The following is a 16432-nucleotide window of genomic DNA, read 5'->3' as shown; positions in this document are numbered from 1 at the left end:
CACAGCAGCAGGCCGGCGGCCAGGCGGGATGCGCGCCCGCCGCGGACCGGGGTCCGCGCGTTGGCGTGTGCCGCTGGTTGGCGAGGAGAGGCTTCCACGACGACACTTCCCGGTGCGGTGGTAATGCCGATGTAACACGCACCGGGGGCGCGGTCAATAATTTATTCTTGACGTACTGAATAGCTGGAATAACTATTCTTTCGGAACACCCGCCCAAGGGGAGGCCGTCACCATGAAAGCGCTATCCGCGCGGAACACCCCGGTTCGCAAGCGCGTGGCCCGGCTGGCGGCTCCGCTGCTGGCCAGCCTGCTGCTGGCTGCAGCGCCGGCCTGGTCGCTGTCCCCGGACGCGGACGGGCACACCGCCGTGGTCGGCGTGCGCCTGTCCGACCTCGACCCGGCCAGCTGGATCGCCAGGCTGGAACAGCCACACCAGCTGCTCCTGGACCGCGAGGGCATCGCCGCGCTCAACGCGCGAATGCGCGCCGAGGATCCCTCGATCCAGGACATCGCCGCCCTGCCCGATCCGCTGCCGCGCCAGTTCGTGCGCGCGCAGGTGGAAAAGCTGTCCTCGCCGCCGGCGCGCACCCTTTACGACGAACGCGGCCAGCCGGTGCCGGCGCGCACCCTGGCGGCACTGCAGCGCGAGCTGGCGCTGGACGCGATCCCCGCCAGCCGCCCGCTGCGCTACGGCCTGGTGGTGCACCGCGCCGCGCTGCGCGCGTTCCCGACCTCGCTGCGGGTGTTCTCCTCGCCCGGCGACACCGACATCGACCGCTTCCAGGAATCGGCGCTGTTCCCCGGCGACGCGGTGGCGGTGCTGCACGAAAGCCGCGGCCGGCAATGGCTGTTCGTGGCCTCCGAGCGCTACTCCGCGTGGATCGAGGCCCGGCACGTGGCCATCGGGACGCGTGAGGAAGTACTGGGCTATGCCAGCCGCACGCCGTACATCGTGGTCACCGGCGCCACCGTCCGCACCACCTACACCCCGGAGGAGCCGCGGGTGTCGGCGCTGCAGCTGGACATGGGCCTGCGCCTGCCGCTGCGCACCGGGCTGGACCCGTCGCGCACGGTCAACGGCCAGCATCCCTACGCCTCGCACGTGGTCGACCTGCCGGCGCGCCGCGCCGACGGCAGCCTGGAGTTCGTGCCGGCCCTCGTCCCGCGCTCGGCCGACGTCGCCGCCGACTACCTGCCGCTGACCCCGGCCAACCTCATCGCCCAGGCGTTCAAGTTCCTCGGCGAACGCTACGGCTGGGGCCATTCCTACGACGCCCGGGACTGCAGCGGCTTCGTGTCCGAGGTCTACCGCAGCTTCGGCATCCTCATGCCGCGCAACACCCGCGACCAGGCGGTGAGCCCGGCGCTGGACCGGATCGGCTTCGAGCCCGGCGACGACCCGGCGCGCCGCCAGGCCGCGGTGCGCGGGCTGCAGGTCGGCGACCTCGTCTACATCCCCGGCCACGTGATGATGGCCATCGGCCATCGCGACGGCATGGCCTACGTCATCCACGACACCAACGGCGGCGGCTGGCGCGGCCCGGACGGCGGCCGCGTGTCCGCCGGCCTCAACGGCGTGTCGCTCACCCCGCTTGACCCGCTGTTGTTCAACGACGAGCAGACCTACGTGGACCGTATGACCAGCATCCAGCGCGTCCGCCCGCGCCCTTCCCGCTGAGAAAGCCCAAGTGAAGATCACCGACATCGAACTGCGCATGCTGCGCGTGCCGCTGAAGACCCCGTTCAAGACCGCGCTGCGCACGGTCGACACGGTCGAGGACATCGTGGTGCTGGTGCGCACCGACACCGGCCATACCGGCCACGGCGAGGCGCCGGCCACCGCGGTGATCACCGGCGACACCCACGGCTCGATCGCCGAGGCGATCGAGCGCTTCATCAAGCCGCGCCTGATCGGCCAGGAGATCGCCAACCTCAACCGCATCTGCAGCCTGATCCAGGGCGCGCTGGAGCGCAACACCAGCGCCAAGGCGGCGGTGGAGATCGCGGTCTACGACCTGTGGGCGCAGCTGTACGACGCGCCGCTGTACAAGATGCTCGGCGGCGGCGACCCGGTGATCACCACCGACATCACCATTTCGGTGGACCACATCGACAAGATGGTGGCCGACTCGATCTCGGCGGTGGAGCGCGGCTTCGACTCGCTGAAGATCAAGGTGGGCAAGGACATCGGCCTGGACATCGAGCGGGTCAAGGCGATCCACGCCGCGGTCGAGGGCCGCGCCCTGCTGCGCCTGGACGCCAACCAGGGCTGGACCCCGAAGCAGGCGGTCTACGCCATGCACGCGCTGGAGGACGCCGGCGTGCTGCTGGAGCTGCTGGAGCAGCCGGTCAAGGCCGCCGACATCGAGGGCCTGAAGTACGTCACCGAGCGCGTGCACACCCCGGTGATGGCCGACGAGAGCGTGTTCGGCCCGGACCAGGTGTTCGACCTGATCCAGCGCCGCGCCGCGGACATCATCAACATCAAGCTGATGAAGACCGGCGGCCTGTCCAACGCCATCCGCATCGCCGACATCGCCTCCATCTACGGCGTGCAGTGCATGATCGGCTGCATGATCGAGTCGGCCATCTCGGTGGCCGCGGCGGTGCACCTGGCGGTGGCCAAGGCCGACGCGATCAGCAAGGTCGACCTGGACGGCCCCTCGCTGGGCCAGTTCAACCCGGTCGAGGGCGGGGTCATCTTCAACGAGTCGGAGATCAGCATCACCGAGGCGCCGGGCCTGGGCATCCGCCAGATCCGCGGCCTGGAGCCGCTGGCGCGCTGAGCGCCGGTTGCCACGTGCCGGCACTCCGGATGAAGATCGCCGCCATGCCGCCCCTGGTAAAGATCCGTTCCGAACGCGACCAGATGTCGGCGATCGAGCGCCGCATCGCGGACTTCATCCTCGACAACGCCCACCTGCTGCGTGACTACTCCTCGCAGCAGCTGGCCAGCGCCCTGGGCGTGAGCCAGTCCTCGGTGGTCAAGTTCAGCCAGAAGCTCGGCTTCCGCGGCTACCCGGACCTGAAGTTCAGCATCGGCCAGGCGCTGGCGCGCAACGGTGGCGACGCCCCGGCCGGGGTCCCGGAGGAGCCCGGCGATGCCTACGCGCGGCTGGAGGAAACCCTGCGCCGCTCCAAGGCCGCGGCCGAGGAGGAGACCCGCCTGATCAACCCGCGCGAGCGGATCGAGGCCATCGTCGGCATGCTCGACGGCGCCGGCAAGGTGTTCGTCTGTGGCCTCGGCGACGACGGCCTGTTCGCCCGCGAGTTCGCCATGCGCCTGTCGCTGCTGGGGGTGCTGGTGGTGCACCACGCCGACCCGATCCTGATGATGGCCAACATCTCCGCGGCCCGCCCCGGCGACGTGCTGCTGCTGTTCTCCGAGTTCGGCCAGCTGGCGCCGCTGCACCAGCTCAGCCGCCAGTTCCAGGCCTGCGAGGGCAAGGTGGTGTCGATCACCCGGCACACCGCCAACCCGCTGCGCGCCCAGGCCGACGCCGCCCTGGTGGTGTCCGCGCACGACCCGGCGCCGCACGTGGCCCAGCTGCTGTACCGCTCCTCGCTGCAGTACCTGCTCGACTTCCTGTTCGTGCTGCTGTGCCAGGCCAACCCGGACCGGCACCGCCAGCTCAACATCAACCTCGAACGCATCCAGCACCTGATCGAGAGCTGAGCCATGGCCCCGCATCCCGGCACCCACCGCCTGCCCCCGTCGCTGCGCCTGCTGGCGGCCCTGGCCCTGCTGCTGGTGGCCGCGACCGTGCTGGCGGCGCTGCCCGGCGCCGGCGAGCCCGCGCCGCGCCAGCTGGTGGTGGTGACCACCGCCGGCTGGGACGCCGCCACCGGCACCCTGCGCTACTACGAACGCGAAGGCGCGCAATCGCCCTGGCGCGAGGCCGGCCACTTCGCGGTGGCCATCGGCCGCAATGGCGCGGCCTGGGGCCAGGGCCTGCACCCGGCCGCCGACCAGGGCCAAGGCCCGGCCAAACGCGAGGGCGACGGCCGCAGCCCGGCCGGCGTGTTCGCGCTGGGAAGCGCGTTCGGCTACCTGCCGGCCGGCGAGGTCGCCACCGCCCTGCCCTACCGGCAGATGGATGCCAGCCACTGGTGCATGGACGTGCCGGAGTCGCCGCACTACAACCGCATCGTCGACGCCCGCGAGGTCGGCGAGGCCGCGGTGGCCGGCTCCAGCGAGCCGATGCGCCTGGACCTGCACCACGACGGCGACCCGCGCTACCGCCTGGGCCTGGTGATCGCGCACAACCCGGACAACGCGCCCGGTGCCGGCAGCTGCATCTTCGCCCACCTCTGGCGCCAGCCCGGCGAAGCCACCGCCGGCTGCACCGCGATGGCCGAGGCCGACATGCGCCGCCTGCTGGCCTGGCTGGATCCGGCGGCGCAGCCGCGCTTGGTGCTGCTGCCGCGCGCCGAGTACGCGCGCCTGGCGCCGCGCTGGGGCCTGCCGGCCGCGGGGTCGGCGCGATGAGGTGGCCGGGCGCCACCGCGCGGGTGCTGCTGGCGCTGGCCGCCGGCGCCATCGCCGGCCTGGTCCTTGCCGCGACCAGCGCGGCGGCGGCCGCCACCGCCGCCGCCATCGCCCAGCCGATCGGCCGGCTGTGGCTCAGCGCCCTGCAGATGACCGTGGTGCCGCTGGTGCTGTCGCTGGTGATCCTGGGCGTGGCCAACGCCGCCAACGCCGCCGCCTCCGGGCGCGTGGCGCGGCGCGCGATGGTGGTGTTCATCGTCCTGCTGTCGCTGTTCTCCGGCTACGCCGCGCTGGCCGCGCCGGCGGTGCTGGCCTGGGTCGCGCCCGACCCGCAGCTGGCCGCCACCCTGCAGGGCAGCGCCGCCGCGGTCGAGGCCGGCACCGCGCCCACGCTGGCGCAGTGGATCGGCAACGTGATCCCGTCCAACGCGATCATGGCCGCGGCCCAGGGCGCGATGCTGCCGCTGGTGGTGTTCGCGCTGTTCTTCGGCTTCGCCCTCACCCGCATCGCCGCCGAGCGCCGCGCCCAGGTGACCGGCCTGTGCCAGGCCATCGCCGACACCATGATCGTGATCGTGCACTGGGTGCTGCTGGCCGCGCCGCTGGGCGTGTTCGCGCTGATGCTGGCGGTGTGCGCGCAGGCGGGCCTGGGCGTGGTCGGCGCGCTGGCCGGCTACATCGGCCTGCAGTGCGGGCTGTACCTCGGCGCGACCGCGATCTGCTACCTGCTGGTGGCACTGTTCGCCGGCCGCTCGCCACTGGCCTTCGCCAGGGCCGCGCTGCCGGTGCAGGTGGTGGCCGCCAGCACCCAGTCCTCGCTGGCGACGCTGCCGGCGATGCTGGAAAGCGCGCGCGAGCGCCTGCACATCCCGCGCGCGGTCGCCGGCCTGGTGTTGCCGATGGCGGTGACCCTGTTCCGCATCACCAGCCCCATCCAGTACGTCACCGCGGCGTGCTTCGTGGCCTGGGCCTACGGCATCGAGCTGACCCCGCTGCAGCTGGCCGCCGGCGCCGCGCTGGCGGTGGTGATAAGCCTGGGCTCGGTCGGCCTGCCCGGCCAGGTCAGCTTCATGGCCACGGTGTTGCCGGTGACCCAGTCCATGGGCCTGCCGGTGGAACCGCTGGGCCTGCTGCTGGCGGTGGACACCATCCCCGACGTGTTCGCCACCACCGGCAACGTCACCGGAGACCTGGCCGCGGCGGGCATCGTCTCGCGGCACAGCCCGGACGCCGCCGACGCCGACGCGGAGCCGAAGGACGCCGCCTGAACGCGCGCGGCGCCCGCTCACGCAGGTGTCACCGCGCGCGCTCCACATTCCCCTGCATCCGAAGCAGGAGGACACCGCGATGAAGCAGCGGCGCATCTACACCACCCCCGACCTGGCCACGGCGCAGGCCGCGCTGGGCGCCGCCCACGACGCCGGGATCGAGCGCGACTGCCTGTCGCTGATCGCGCGCGCGGACATCGAGATGGATTCGGTGCCGGACGACCTGCGCGAGGCGCACACCGACATGGTTCCCGCGGCGCTGCGCGGTGCCGCCGGCGGCGGCGCGATCGGGCTGGTCGCGGGCCTGGTCGCGGTGGCGGTGCCGCCGCTGGGCATCACCCTGGCCGGCGCGGCGCTGATGACCGGCGTCGGCGCCGCGGTCGGCAGCTGGTCGTCGGCGCTGATGGGCGCGACCGTGCAGGATCCGGTGCGGCGCAAGTTCGAGGAGGCGATCGAGGACGGGCAGGTGCTGCTGGTGGTCGACGGCGACGAGCAGGAGCTGGCGGTGGCCGACGCGGCCATCGTGCGCACCGGCGCCATCCTGCTGCCGTACGAGGCCAGCAGCGCGGCCAGCTGAATGCCTAACACCGCGCTCACCCGCCGGATCGGCCTGTTTAACGCCGCCCCCGATAGCGTGGCGTTCCACCCACCGCAGAGGAGACGCCGATGAGCACGCCCGGCTACCAGGTGCCCGGCCGCACGGCCACCGAGCAGTTCCCCGACTCCGGTTACTGGAACCAGCAGTACCGCAGCGAGCCCTATTACATGGAAGGCGATACCTACGACGACTACGCCGCCGCGTACGAGACCGGCTATGCCTTCCGCCAGCGCGACCCGGCCGCCGAGTTCGCCGCCGCCGAGGAGCAGCTGCGGCGCGAATGGGAAACCCGCAAGGGCAAGTCGCGGCTGGACTGGACCCGCGCGCGCCAGGCGGTGCTGCGTGCCTGGGAACGCGGCGCCGATCCGCACGGCATGTAGTCTTCGCGGCGCCTGCCCGATACCTCGTCCAGGGACGCCACGCCGGCCACCGGCGTGGCGTCCGCGCGTCAGCCCTGCGGCGGCAGCAGTTCGAACGCGGCAGGTTCGCCGGCCACCGCCGAAGGCGCGATCCAGGCGTCGAACCAGCCCGGCTCGGCACCCTGCGTGCCGTCGGCGCGGGTGAATGCCAGGTCCGCGCGCGACAGCCGGAATTCCACCTCGCGTGCTTCGCCCGGCTGCAGCGCCAGCTTCGCGAAACCCTTCAGTTCCCGCACCGGGCGCACGCGGCTGGCGACGCGGTCGTGCACGTACAGCTGCACCACCTCCTCGACCGCGCGCGTGCCGCTGTTGCGCACCGTCGCGCGCAACACCGCCTCGCCGTCCCAGGCCACCGCGGGGGATTCCACCGTGGTCGGCCCGTACTCGACCTGGCCGTAGGTCAGGCCATGGCCGAAGGGATAAAGCGCCTGGTGCGGGTGCTCGCGCCAACGCGCCTTGAACTCCTTCATGTCCGGCAGTTCCGGACGGCCGGTGCGCGGGTGGTTGTAGAAGTACGGCTGCTGCCCCGAATCGTGCGGGAAACTCACCGGCAGGCGCCCGGAAGGGCCGTAGTCGCCGAACAGCACGTCGGCCACCGCGTGCCCGGTCTGGCTGCCCAGGAACCAGGTGACCAGGATCGCCTGCGCGTCGCGCACCGCGCCCTGCAGCGCCAGCGCGCGGCCGTTGCGCAGCAGCACCACCACCGGCGTGCCGGTGGCCGCCACCGCCTCGGCCAGCGCCTGCTGCGCCGGCGGCAGCACGATCTGGGTGCGCGACTGCGCCTCGCCGCTGTAGCGCTGCGGCTCGCCCACCGCCAGCACGACCACGTTGGCCTCGCGCGCGGCCGCGACCGCGGCCTCGATGCCGCCCTGCAATGGCGCCTCCAGCCCGCAGCCATCCACCACCCGCAGGCGCGCGCCGCCGTCCGGCAGCGCCGCGCGCAGGCCGGCTTCCAGGCTGACGTAACGGCTGCGGTCGCCGAACAGGGTCCAGCAGCCTTCGATGTTGTCCAGGTCGCGCGCGAACGGGCCGATGAGGGCGATGCGCGCGTCGCGGCGCAACGGCAGCAGCCCGCCCTCGTTCTTCAGCAGCACCATCGAGCGGCGCGCGGCGTCGCGCGCCAGCGCCTCGTGCGCCTCGCGCCAGGAGGCATCGGCCTCGCGCGCCGGGTCCAGCGAACGGTAGGGGTCGTCGAACAGGCCGATTGCCGCCTTCAGCGACAGCACCCGGCGCACCGCCGCGTCCAGCTTCTCCATCGGGATGCGGCCCGATTCCACCAGCGCCGGCAGGTGCGCGGCGTAGAAGCCGCTCTGCATGCTCAGGTCCATGCCGGCGGAGAACGCCAGCTCGGTGGCGTGGCGCTCGTCGGCGGCATAGCCGTGCGCGATCAGCTCCATGTCGGCGGTGTAGTCGGACACGACCACGCCGGCGAACGCCCATTCCCCGCGCAGCACTCCGGTCAGCAGCGCGTGGTTGGCGCTGGCCGGGATGCCGTTGATGTCGTTGAAGGCGGTCATCACCGCCAGCGCGCCGGCGTCGACCGCTGCCTTGAACGGCGGCAGGTGGACGTCGCGCAGGGTGCCTTCGGCGATCTCGACGAAGTTGTAGTCCAGGCCCGCGCTCACCGCACCGTAGGCCACGAAGTGCTTGGCCGTGGCCAGCAACGAATCGTGCGCGCGCAGGTCCGGGCCCTGGAAACCGCGCACGCGCGCGGCGGCGAAGCGGCGGCCCAGGTACACGTCCTCGCCGGCGCCCTCGGCGCCTCGGCCCCAGCGCTGGTCGCGGGCGATGTCCACCGCCGGCGCGTAGGTCCAGTGGATGCCGGCGGCGGTGGCCTCGATGGCGGTGGCGCGGGCGGTACGCTCGGCCAGGTCCGGCTCGAAGCTGGCGGCCTCGCCCAGCGGGATCGGGAACACGGTGCGCATGCCGTGGATCACGTCCGCGGCCAGCAGCACCGGAATACCCAGCCGGCTCTCCTCCACCGCCACGCGCTGGATCTCGCGCCCGGCCTCGGCGCCGACGCCGTTGAACAGGGTGCCGACGCGGCCGGCGCGCACCTGCTCCAGCACTTCGGTGGCATTGCGCACGTTGGTCTCGGGATTCACGTCCGGCGCGAAGGGGCGGACCATGTCGGCGAACACGCCGAGCTGGCCTGCCTTTTCCTCCAGCGTCATGCGCGGGATCAGGGATTCGACCCGCGGGTCGGCGGGAAGGGTGGTCGGCATCGGTGCGGGCAGTGCGGGGGTGCGGCGATTCTAGCGGAGCGGCCACCGCGGCCCCTTGACGCTCGCTGTCCGCGGCACGCGCCGTGCCGCGGACAAAAGAAGGGCGCGGGGCCGTGGCCCCGCGCCGCGGCGGCAACCCGTGACGGGTGCCGCAAAAAACAGCAGGCCGATCAGCGCGAGGCCTGGGCGTCGACCTTCAGGCGGCTGGTGTCGACCTTGGCCACGCCGTCGATCTCGCCGGCGATGCGCTTGGCCTCGTCGGCCTGGGCCTGGCTGCCGACGGTGCCGGTCAGGTAGACCACGCCGTCGACGGTGTCGACCTCGATCTTGGTGCCGGACACGTCGCTGTCGGCCAGCAGGCTGGACTTGACCTTGGTGGTGATCCAGGTGTCGGACACCGGCTGGCTGGAATCGGCGTCGGCGGCCTTCTTCTTCTGCGGATCGTTGTCGCCGGCCATGGCGGCACCGGAGAACAGCAGGGCGGCAAAGGTGGCGGCGAGCACGGTGGCGTTCTTGCGCATGGGTCTGGCTCCTTGGCGAATGGGCGGCCAGTCTCCGCCAGGGCAGCGTCCAGCACGGGTGAACCGCGCGCGATGGATTCGTGATTGGTTCAAGCGCCTGAACCAGTTGCGATGGCGGCCATGCGCACGTCTAATCGGCGCATTGCCGCTGGAATCTCTTCCATGAGCCCGGATGTCCTGAACGTCGCCCTGGTCGGCTACGGACTGGCTGGCCGCGTGTTCCACGCGCCGCTGGTCGCGGCCACGCCCGGATTGCGCCTGCACAGCGTGGTGTCCAGTCGCACCGCGGAGATTGCCGCCGACCATCCGCAGGCGCGGGTTTGCGCGCAGGTGGCCGAAGTGCTGGAGGACCAGGCCGTGGACCTGGTGGTGGTGGCCACGCCCAACGACAGCCACGCGCCGATCGCGCGCGCCGCACTGCAGGCGGGCAAGCATGTGGTGGTGGACAAGCCGTTCGCCCTGCACCTGGACGAGGCCCGCGCGGTGGCGGAAGCCGCACGCCAGGCCGGCAAGGTGCTGTCGGTGTTCCACAACCGGCGCTGGGACGCGGACTTCCTCACCCTGCGCGCCCTGCTCGACGCCGGCGCGCTGGGCGAGGTGGCCGAGCTGCACTCGCACTTCGACCGCTTCCGCCCGCAGGTGCCGGACCGCTGGCGCGACCGCGCCGGCCCCGGCGCCGGACTGTGGTACGACCTCGGCCCGCACCTGGCCGACCAGGCGCTGCAGCTGTTCGGCCCGCCGCTGGCGGTGACCGCCGACCTGGGCATGCAGCGCCACGGCGCCACCGCGGTGGACTACTTCCACGTACAGCTGCGCTATCCACGCCTGCGGGTGCTGCTGCATGGCGGCTCGCTGGTGCCCGGCCACGGCCTGCGCTTCGCCGTGCACGGCAGCGCCGGCAGCTGGATCAAGCACGGCCTGGATCCGCAGGAGGACGCATTGCGCGCCGGCCTGCGTCCCAGCCACGGCGGGTGGGGACGCGACCCACGCCCGGGCAGTCTGCTGCGGGTGGGCGCCGACGGCTCGGTCGCCGAGGACGCGGCCGCGCCGGCGCTGCCCGGCAACTGGCCGGCGTACTACGCCGGCGTGCGCGACGCCATCCTGCACGGCGGCCTGCCGCCGGTGACCGCCGAGAGCGCGCTGCTGGCGATGGCGCTGATCGAGGCGGCGCAACGCAGCGATGCCGGCCGCCGCGAGGTGGCCTTCGAATACTCCGGCTGAGCGCGGCTCAGCCCGGGCGGATGCCGTGCCCGCCGAAGCCCTGGCGCAACGCCGCCAGCAGCTTGTCGGCGTAGGAATCGTTCTCGCGCGAGCGCAGCCGCTCCAGCAGCGACAGGGTGATCACCGGCGCCGACACGTCCAGGTCGATCGCCTCGGCCACGGTCCAGCGCCCTTCGCCCGAATCGGACACGTAGGGGGCGATGCCCTCCAGGGTCGGGTTGCGCTCCAGCGCATCGGTCGCCAGGTCCAGCAGCCAGGAACGCACCACGCTGCCGTGCTGCCAGATCCTGGCGACCTGGGCCAGGTCCAGCGCCATCGATTCCTTGCGCTGCATGATGGCGAAGCCTTCGGCGTAGGCCTGCATCATCCCGTACTCGATGCCGTTGTGGACCATCTTGGTGAAGTGTCCCGCGCCGCTGGGCCCGACGTGGCCCCAGCCGCGGTCCGGCGCCGGCGCCAGGGTCTCCAGCACCGGCCGCAGCAGCGCCACCGCCTCGGCCTCGCCCCCGACCATCAGGCTGTAGCCTTCCTGCAGGCCCCACACGCCGCCGCTGGTGCCGCAGTCCAGGAAATGCACGCCGGCGTCGCGGCAGCGCGCGGCACGGCGCTCGCTGTCGCGGTAGTTGGAGTTGCCGCCGTCGACCACCACGTCGCCCGGCTGCAGCAGCGGCAGCAGGCGGTCAAGCGTGGAGTCGACCGGGGCGCCGGCCGGCACCATCAGCCACACCGCGCGCGGGGCCGGCAGCGCCTCGACCAGGGCCTGCAGCGATTCGACGGTTTCCAGTTCCGGCGCCGCGCCGCGGGCGGTGGCGCCGGGGTCGTAGCCGACCACCCGGTGGCCGCCACGGGCCAGGCGCAGGGCCATGTTGCCGCCCATCCTGCCAAGTCCGACCATGCCGATATCCATGGGTTCTCCTGTCGTGGGTAGGGGCGTCAAGCCTCGCACAACCGGCGCCAGCGCCCGTGGAAAGGTCCGTCCCGGGCTAAACCCCGGCCGCCGGCGGCCGCTAACGAGGCGTTCCTCCAGCCAGGTTCCGCGCCCGAGAGCCATGCGCATGTCCCTCCGAGACCGCGGAGCCGCCAGCGGCCAGTCCGCAGTGCGCTCCGTCCCCAGCGACGGCGTCGTCCCCGACGCCGGCAACGTGCTGCCCGTGTTCGCGCGCGGCATGGCCACGCTGCCGGGCGAGCTGGGCGACCTCGGCCGGCGCCTGGCCTCGGCTACCGATGCCGCCGACTGGGCCACCGCCGCGCGCGTGCTGCACCAGTTCCTGGACAAGTACCTGCGCGACTTCGCCGCCGCCCTGGATGCGCCGGCCGCGGCCGAGGCCGAGCAGCTGCGGGACCTGCTGCGGCAGGCGGTGGGCGTGGCCCTGGCCTCGCTGCTGCGGCCGCTTCCGGCCCTGGCCGACGAGTCGACCGCCCTGGCCGGCGACCTCAAGCGCTGGTCGCCCGGCGCGGACCTGTCGCCGCTGGCGACCCGGGTGCGCGAGCTGTGCCACCAGGTCGGCGTGCACGCCGGCGAGGCCGCCGAACAGCAGCGCCTGCTGCTGGAACTGTTCGATCTGCTGCTGGAAAACCTGTTCGAACTGCTGGACGACGGCAGCTGGTTGCGCGGCCAGGTCGCCGCGGTGCGCCGCCTGCTGGGCCAGGACCCGGACCTGCAGACCCTGGAAGCCACCCGCCAGGGCCTGCGCGAGCTGGCCTACCAGCAGGGCCTGCTGCGCCAGGGCATCGAACAGTCCAAGGACGCGATGCGGGTGATGATGGTGTCCTTCGTCGAGAGCCTGGACGGCATGGCCGCCCGCGCCGGCGAGTACCAGGACCGGTTGCAGGCGCACCTGGCGGCGATCCGCGAGGCGCGCACCATCGCCGACCTCGGCCACCGCCTGGAGGACGTGCTCGACGACACCCGCCGCCTGCAGGAACAGGCGCTGCGCTCGCACGAGCAGTTGCAGGCCGCGCGGGCGGACGTGGAGGCGGCCGAGGCGCGCGTGCGCGAGCTGGAAGCGCAGCTGCGCGACATCGGCGAACTGGCCAGCCGCGACCCGCTGACCGGCGCGCTCAACCGCCGCGGCCTGGAGGAGCAGTACCCGCAGCTGCTGGCGCGGGCCGAGCGCGAGGGTTGGCCGCTGGCGGTGGCGGTGCTGGACCTGGACGAGTTCCGCCGGCTCAACGGCAGCTTCGGCCATGCCGGCGGCGATGCCGCCCTGCGCCACGTGGTGCAGGTGCTGGGCGAAGGCCTGCGCAAGGACGACCTGCTGGCCCGCTACGGCGGCGAGGAATTCGTGGTCGTGCTGCCGCGCACCACCCTCGAGGAGGCCGCCGCGCTGCTGCAGCGCCTGCAGCGCACCCTGGCGGCGCGCCCGCTGCTGCACGAGGGCCGGCGCATCGAGGTACGCTTCAGCGCCGGCGTGGCCGTGCGCCAGCTGGGCGAGGACCGCGAGCACCTGCTCAACCGCGCCGACCGCGCCATGTACCGGGCCAAGCAGGACGGCCGCAACCGCGTGGTCGCGGTGCACTGACGGCTCAGCGCGGGCGTCCGGCCGGGCGCTCGTTGCCGGCGCCGGTGTACGCCGGCGGCGCGTAGAAGTTCACCGTGCGCAACGGGGTGCGGCCGGTATTGCGGATCTCGTGCTCCTCGCCGCGCTCAACCAGCAGCAGGCTGCCGGGCGCCAGCCGCTGCCGGCGCCCGGCGACGATCGCCACGCCATTGCCGGAAACCACGTAAAGCCACTGGTCGGCGCCGCGGTGGCGATTGCCCTCCCCGCCCTCGCTGGCGCCCGGCGCCAGCACCATCTGCGCCGCCTGCACCCGACGGTGTTCGAACAGCACGCGGAAACCGCGGCCGAAGCGTAGTCGCTGGTGGCGCATGGGAACTCCTGGCGAAGATCCGGCGACCTTGGCGCGGCGTGCGTGAAGCGGCCGTCACCCGCGCCGCTTCACGCGCCCTTGCGTGCGCGCCCGGCCCAATGGCACCACTTCCCCCTCGGGCCGCCCCGATGCCATTCCGGCTGGGTTTCCGCATCGCCTACCGCTTCGCCCAGTCCACCCCGATGGTGGCGATGCTCGACGTGGCCGACAGCGAGGCCCACCGCCTGCTGTCCGGGCCGACGGCATGGACTTCGCCGCAGGTGCCGCTGCACCGCTACCGCGACCGCTTCGGCAATACCTGCACCCGGCTTCTGGCGCCGGCCGGGCTGCTGGTGCTGCGCGGCGAGGCGTTGGTGCGCGACGGCAGCTTCCGCCCGGCGGTGGCGCCGGCGCCGGAGGACCTGGGGCCGTTCCTGCAGCCCAGCCGCCACTGCGAGGTGCGCCCGTTGCTGCGCCATGCCCAGGCCCGCTTCGGCGACCTGCCCTCGGACCGGGTGCGGGTGCAGGCGATCTGCGCGCACGTGGCGCGCTCGATCGACTACGTCCCGGAGACCGCCGACTGCACCCGCGGCGCGCTGCGCGCCCTGCAGGACGGCCAGGGCCTGTGCCGCGACTTCGCCCACGTGGCCATCGCCCTGTGCCGCGGCGTGGGCGTGCCGGCGCGCTACTGCACCGGCTATCCGCCGCCTGGCACCACCCCGGAACCGCGCTTTCCCGCCTGGATCGAGGCCTGGTTCGACGGCCGCTGGCATGCGTTCGATCCGCGCACCGGCGGCGCCTGCCCGGCACGGGTGCCGGTGGCGCGTGGCCGCGATGCCGCCGACGTGGCCACCAGCTGCACCTTCGGCCTGTGCGAGCCGGAAAGCGTGGAGGTCTGGGCGCTGGAAGAGGCCGCGGCCGCGGCGGCAGCGGCCGGCATCGACGTGGCCGCCCTGGCGCTGGCGTCCTGAGGCCGGCCTTCACGTTTCCTCGCCCCCGTCTTTACGCCCGGCGTGCGCAGATGGCGGTCCGGCCATGCCGCCCACGCCGCGAGGAACAGCCATGAAAACCCGTTTGCCCGCCATCCTGGCCCTGGCCGGCGTGCTCGGCTGCGGTCCTGCCCTGGCCCAGGACCAGGACGTCGACCCACCCGCCACCACGGCGCCGCAGGAGGCGCACGCCGGCCTCCCGGGGCAGGCCGATGCCCTGCCCGGCACCGACATCGATGGCGACGGCCGCCTGTCGCTGGCCGAGTTCACCGCCGGCAGCCAGCGCACCGCCGAGGACTTCGCCGCGCACGATGCCGACGGCGACGGCTACGTCACCGCGCAGGAACTGCAGGCGGCGCGCCACCACCACCTGACCCCCGGCAGCGCGCACGAACACGATGGCAAGCCGCGCCCGGCCGCCGAGCCGCAGCCCGACGCCGCGGCCAGCCCGCGCAAGTAGCCCAGGAGATCCGGATGACCCGTCCCTCTGCCCCGCCCGAAACCCACAGCACCCGCGACAAGCGCCCGGCCGCCGACCAGGACAAGCCGAACACCCCGGACCGCTACGCCAACGAAAAGGGCCGGCACAAGGGCCCGGACATGCCCGACACCGATCCGGAGCGCAACCACGCGGTGCCGGAGGACTACGAGCGCATGTCCCCGGACCGTCCGCGCCGCTGAACCGCTGCACCGATCCGCCGGAGCCCGACATGGAGACGATGGAGCTTCACCGTGGCCGCCTGATCGACCACCTGCAGCGGGTGGTGCGCGACCTGCCCGCCAGCCAGCGTTTCTACACCGCGGTGGCCGGGACGCTCGGCATTCCCCTCGGCGGCAGCGGCGAAGGCTGGTTCTGGATCGACGAGCTGTTCGTCTCGGCGATCGACAGCGAGGCCGCCGCCGGCGAGCCGACCGGACGCGTGCACCTGGCCTTCCAGGCGGCCGACCGTGGCGCGGTCGACGCCTTCCATGCCGCGGCGCTGGCGGCCGGCGGCCGCGACAACGGCGCCCCGGGGCTGCGTCCCTACCACCCGGGCTACTACGCGGCCTTCGTGCTTGATCCGGACGGCAACAACATCGAGGCCGTGCATCACGGCCCCGCCGAACGCAGCGCCGCCTCGGTCCGCGTCCGGTTCCGGGAATGAGCGACGCGGCCACCGCCGCACACGCATCAGGGAGGAGTGCAATGAAAGCGCAAACCGCATTGCCGCAGGCGCTGTACCGCACCAACCTGCAACTGCAGGCACGCCTGGCCGCACTGCTGCAGGACACCGCGCGGCAATGGCTGGATTTCTGGCAACGCCTGGTCGAGGAAGGCGTGCTGGAAAGCGATGCCGGACTGCAGGCGCTGGGCAGACACGACTGGCAGGCGCTGGCCGCGCTGCCGGCCGACGCGTTCTGGCGCCAGGTGCAACAGCGCTTCGGCGACCAGCAGGCCGCGGCCCAGGTCGCGGTGGCGGTGCAGGCCGCGTTCGCCCGCGGCCTGCAGGACGCGATGCGCGACTGGCGCCGCGATACCGCCGCGGCGCTGGACGAGGCCGGGCTCGGCTTCCCGGCCAACAACCCGATGTGGGGCGCGCTGTTCCAGGGCTGGGACGCGATCCCGCCGGGCCTGGTTGCCAGCGCCGCGACTGCCGAGGCCAGCAAGCCCTCCGCGCCCCGGGCACGCGTGCCCAAGCCCGCACCGCGCCCGCGGCCTGCTTCGCCCCGCGGCGCCAAGCCCAGGCGCGCGGGCAAGCCGCGCGCACCGGAAGCGGCACCGCGACCCTAGCGCCGCGCCAGCACCACGGCCGCGGCAAGCAGCGGCGCCAGCAGCACCCCGGCCATGAACCAGGCCGGCCAGCCGCCGGAC

The 16432-nt window shown here is 73.2% G+C and carries 18 protein-coding genes; 14 read left to right on the top strand and 4 right to left on the bottom strand.

Features of this window, described 5'->3' with window-relative positions; all coding sequences use genetic code 11:
* Positions 1 to 232: 232 nt before the first annotated feature.
* The 7 genes from B351_RS0101130 (at position 233) to B351_RS0101100 (ending at position 6735) form a co-directional block, all read left to right on the top strand.
* Complete coding sequence (locus B351_RS0101130) at positions 233 to 1678, top strand: SH3 domain-containing protein (protein ID WP_037035043.1); 1446 nt, start codon at positions 233 to 235, stop codon at positions 1676 to 1678.
* 10 nt (positions 1679 to 1688) lie between these two features.
* Positions 1689 to 2786, top strand: a complete 1098-nt coding sequence (locus B351_RS0101125) for a dipeptide epimerase (RefSeq protein ID WP_019397217.1) — start codon at positions 1689 to 1691, stop codon at positions 2784 to 2786.
* 44 nt (positions 2787 to 2830) lie between these two features.
* A complete protein-coding gene (locus B351_RS0101120; protein WP_026010208.1) occupies positions 2831 to 3676 on the top strand; it encodes a MurR/RpiR family transcriptional regulator in 846 nt (281 codons plus the stop codon).
* Positions 3677 to 3679: 3 nt separating this feature from the next.
* Positions 3680 to 4489, top strand: coding sequence for a L,D-transpeptidase (locus B351_RS0101115; RefSeq protein WP_019397215.1), 810 nt, complete (start codon positions 3680 to 3682; stop codon positions 4487 to 4489).
* Positions 4486 to 5757: a dicarboxylate/amino acid:cation symporter gene (locus tag B351_RS0101110; RefSeq protein ID WP_019397214.1), complete on the top strand. Its 1272-nt coding sequence runs from the start codon at positions 4486 to 4488 to the stop codon at positions 5755 to 5757. The genes B351_RS0101115 and B351_RS0101110 overlap by 4 nt, the downstream gene beginning before the upstream one ends.
* Before the next feature lie 79 nt (positions 5758 to 5836).
* A complete protein-coding gene (locus tag B351_RS0101105; protein ID WP_019397213.1) occupies positions 5837 to 6334 on the top strand; it encodes a hypothetical protein in 498 nt (165 codons plus the stop codon).
* An 89-nt stretch (positions 6335 to 6423) separates the two neighbouring features.
* Positions 6424 to 6735, top strand: coding sequence for a hypothetical protein (locus tag B351_RS0101100; protein WP_019397212.1), 312 nt, complete (start codon positions 6424 to 6426; stop codon positions 6733 to 6735).
* A 68-nt stretch (positions 6736 to 6803) separates the two neighbouring features.
* Here B351_RS0101100 and B351_RS0101095 read toward each other — a convergent pair whose 3' ends face one another.
* Together B351_RS0101095 and B351_RS0101090 are read right to left on the bottom strand one after the other, a co-directional pair.
* A complete protein-coding gene (locus B351_RS0101095) occupies positions 6804 to 8948 on the bottom strand; it encodes a glycoside hydrolase family 3 N-terminal domain-containing protein (protein ID WP_407059570.1) in 2145 nt (714 codons plus the stop codon).
* A gap of 221 nt (positions 8949 to 9169) precedes the next feature.
* Entirely contained in the window at positions 9170 to 9520 is a 351-nt protein-coding gene (locus B351_RS0101090; protein ID WP_019397210.1) for a BON domain-containing protein, read from the bottom strand.
* A 162-nt stretch (positions 9521 to 9682) separates the two neighbouring features.
* On the opposite strand from B351_RS0101090, the gene B351_RS0101085 reads away from it, so the two are divergent.
* Entirely contained in the window at positions 9683 to 10741 is a 1059-nt protein-coding gene (locus B351_RS0101085) for an oxidoreductase (protein ID WP_019397209.1), read from the top strand.
* A gap of 7 nt (positions 10742 to 10748) precedes the next feature.
* On the opposite strand, the gene gnd is transcribed toward B351_RS0101085, so the two are convergent.
* On the bottom strand, positions 10749 to 11648 hold the full coding sequence (gnd, locus tag B351_RS0101080) for a phosphogluconate dehydrogenase (NAD(+)-dependent, decarboxylating) (protein WP_019397208.1): 900 nt from the start codon (positions 11646 to 11648) through the stop codon (positions 10749 to 10751).
* Positions 11649 to 11838: 190 nt separating this feature from the next.
* Between gnd and B351_RS0101075 the strand changes: the two genes are divergently transcribed.
* Positions 11839 to 13263, top strand: coding sequence for a GGDEF domain-containing protein (locus B351_RS0101075; protein ID WP_019397207.1), 1425 nt, complete (start codon positions 11839 to 11841; stop codon positions 13261 to 13263).
* Between the two features lie 4 nt (positions 13264 to 13267).
* On the opposite strand, the gene B351_RS0101070 is transcribed toward B351_RS0101075, so the two are convergent.
* Positions 13268 to 13612 carry a cupin domain-containing protein gene (locus tag B351_RS0101070; RefSeq protein WP_019397206.1) on the bottom strand — a complete coding sequence of 115 codons (345 nt, stop codon included), beginning with the start codon at positions 13610 to 13612 and terminating at the stop codon, positions 13268 to 13270.
* Between the two features lie 128 nt (positions 13613 to 13740).
* Between B351_RS0101070 and B351_RS0101065 the strand changes: the two genes are divergently transcribed.
* The 5 genes from B351_RS0101065 (at position 13741) to B351_RS0101045 (ending at position 16351) form a co-directional block, all read left to right on the top strand.
* On the top strand, positions 13741 to 14562 hold the full coding sequence (locus B351_RS0101065) for a transglutaminase family protein (protein ID WP_019397205.1): 822 nt from the start codon (positions 13741 to 13743) through the stop codon (positions 14560 to 14562).
* Between the two features lie 91 nt (positions 14563 to 14653).
* The gene (locus B351_RS15975) at positions 14654 to 15040 is read left to right on the top strand and encodes a hypothetical protein (RefSeq protein WP_019397204.1); all 387 of its coding nucleotides are present in this window, start codon (positions 14654 to 14656) and stop codon (positions 15038 to 15040) included.
* A gap of 14 nt (positions 15041 to 15054) precedes the next feature.
* Entirely contained in the window at positions 15055 to 15261 is a 207-nt protein-coding gene (locus tag B351_RS0101055) for a hypothetical protein (RefSeq protein WP_019397203.1), read from the top strand.
* 29 nt (positions 15262 to 15290) lie between these two features.
* Entirely contained in the window at positions 15291 to 15725 is a 435-nt protein-coding gene (locus B351_RS0101050) for a VOC family protein (RefSeq protein ID WP_019397202.1), read from the top strand.
* Positions 15726 to 15766: 41 nt separating this feature from the next.
* Positions 15767 to 16351: a hypothetical protein gene (locus B351_RS0101045; RefSeq protein WP_039730704.1), complete on the top strand. Its 585-nt coding sequence runs from the start codon at positions 15767 to 15769 to the stop codon at positions 16349 to 16351.
* Positions 16352 to 16432 lie beyond the last annotated feature (81 nt).

The organism is Pseudoxanthomonas sp. GW2, from assembly GCF_000283075.1.
Taxonomy (GTDB): Bacteria; Pseudomonadota; Gammaproteobacteria; order Xanthomonadales; family Xanthomonadaceae; genus Pseudoxanthomonas.
The sequence above is the reverse complement of the archived record's forward strand: the minus strand, read 5'-3'. Positions and strand labels throughout refer to the sequence as shown.

What these genes read in the sequence shown, in the direction of transcription:
- B351_RS0101110 (WP_019397214.1), top strand. Translation starts at nt 4,486, where the DNA reads ATGAGGTGGCCGGGCGCCACCGCGCGGGTGCTGCTGGCGCTGGCCGCC.
- B351_RS0101045 (WP_039730704.1), top strand. Translation starts at nt 15,767, where the DNA reads ATGAAAGCGCAAACCGCATTGCCGCAGGCGCTGTACCGCACCAACCTG.
- B351_RS0101105 (WP_019397213.1), top strand. Translation starts at nt 5,837, where the DNA reads ATGAAGCAGCGGCGCATCTACACCACCCCCGACCTGGCCACGGCGCAG.
- B351_RS0101070 (WP_019397206.1), bottom strand. Translation starts at nt 13,612, where the DNA reads ATGCGCCACCAGCGACTACGCTTCGGCCGCGGTTTCCGCGTGCTGTTC.
- B351_RS0101100 (WP_019397212.1), top strand. Translation starts at nt 6,424, where the DNA reads ATGAGCACGCCCGGCTACCAGGTGCCCGGCCGCACGGCCACCGAGCAG.
- B351_RS0101120 (WP_026010208.1), top strand. Translation starts at nt 2,831, where the DNA reads ATGCCGCCCCTGGTAAAGATCCGTTCCGAACGCGACCAGATGTCGGCG.
- B351_RS0101055 (WP_019397203.1), top strand. Translation starts at nt 15,055, where the DNA reads ATGACCCGTCCCTCTGCCCCGCCCGAAACCCACAGCACCCGCGACAAG.
- B351_RS0101130 (WP_037035043.1), top strand. Translation starts at nt 233, where the DNA reads ATGAAAGCGCTATCCGCGCGGAACACCCCGGTTCGCAAGCGCGTGGCC.
- B351_RS15975 (WP_019397204.1), top strand. Translation starts at nt 14,654, where the DNA reads ATGAAAACCCGTTTGCCCGCCATCCTGGCCCTGGCCGGCGTGCTCGGC.
- B351_RS0101065 (WP_019397205.1), top strand. Translation starts at nt 13,741, where the DNA reads ATGCCATTCCGGCTGGGTTTCCGCATCGCCTACCGCTTCGCCCAGTCC.
- B351_RS0101050 (WP_019397202.1), top strand. Translation starts at nt 15,291, where the DNA reads ATGGAGACGATGGAGCTTCACCGTGGCCGCCTGATCGACCACCTGCAG.
- B351_RS0101095 (WP_407059570.1), bottom strand. Translation starts at nt 8,948, where the DNA reads ATGACGCTGGAGGAAAAGGCAGGCCAGCTCGGCGTGTTCGCCGACATG.
- gnd (WP_019397208.1), bottom strand. Translation starts at nt 11,648, where the DNA reads ATGGATATCGGCATGGTCGGACTTGGCAGGATGGGCGGCAACATGGCC.
- B351_RS0101085 (WP_019397209.1), top strand. Translation starts at nt 9,683, where the DNA reads ATGAGCCCGGATGTCCTGAACGTCGCCCTGGTCGGCTACGGACTGGCT.
- B351_RS0101090 (WP_019397210.1), bottom strand. Translation starts at nt 9,520, where the DNA reads ATGCGCAAGAACGCCACCGTGCTCGCCGCCACCTTTGCCGCCCTGCTG.
- B351_RS0101115 (WP_019397215.1), top strand. Translation starts at nt 3,680, where the DNA reads ATGGCCCCGCATCCCGGCACCCACCGCCTGCCCCCGTCGCTGCGCCTG.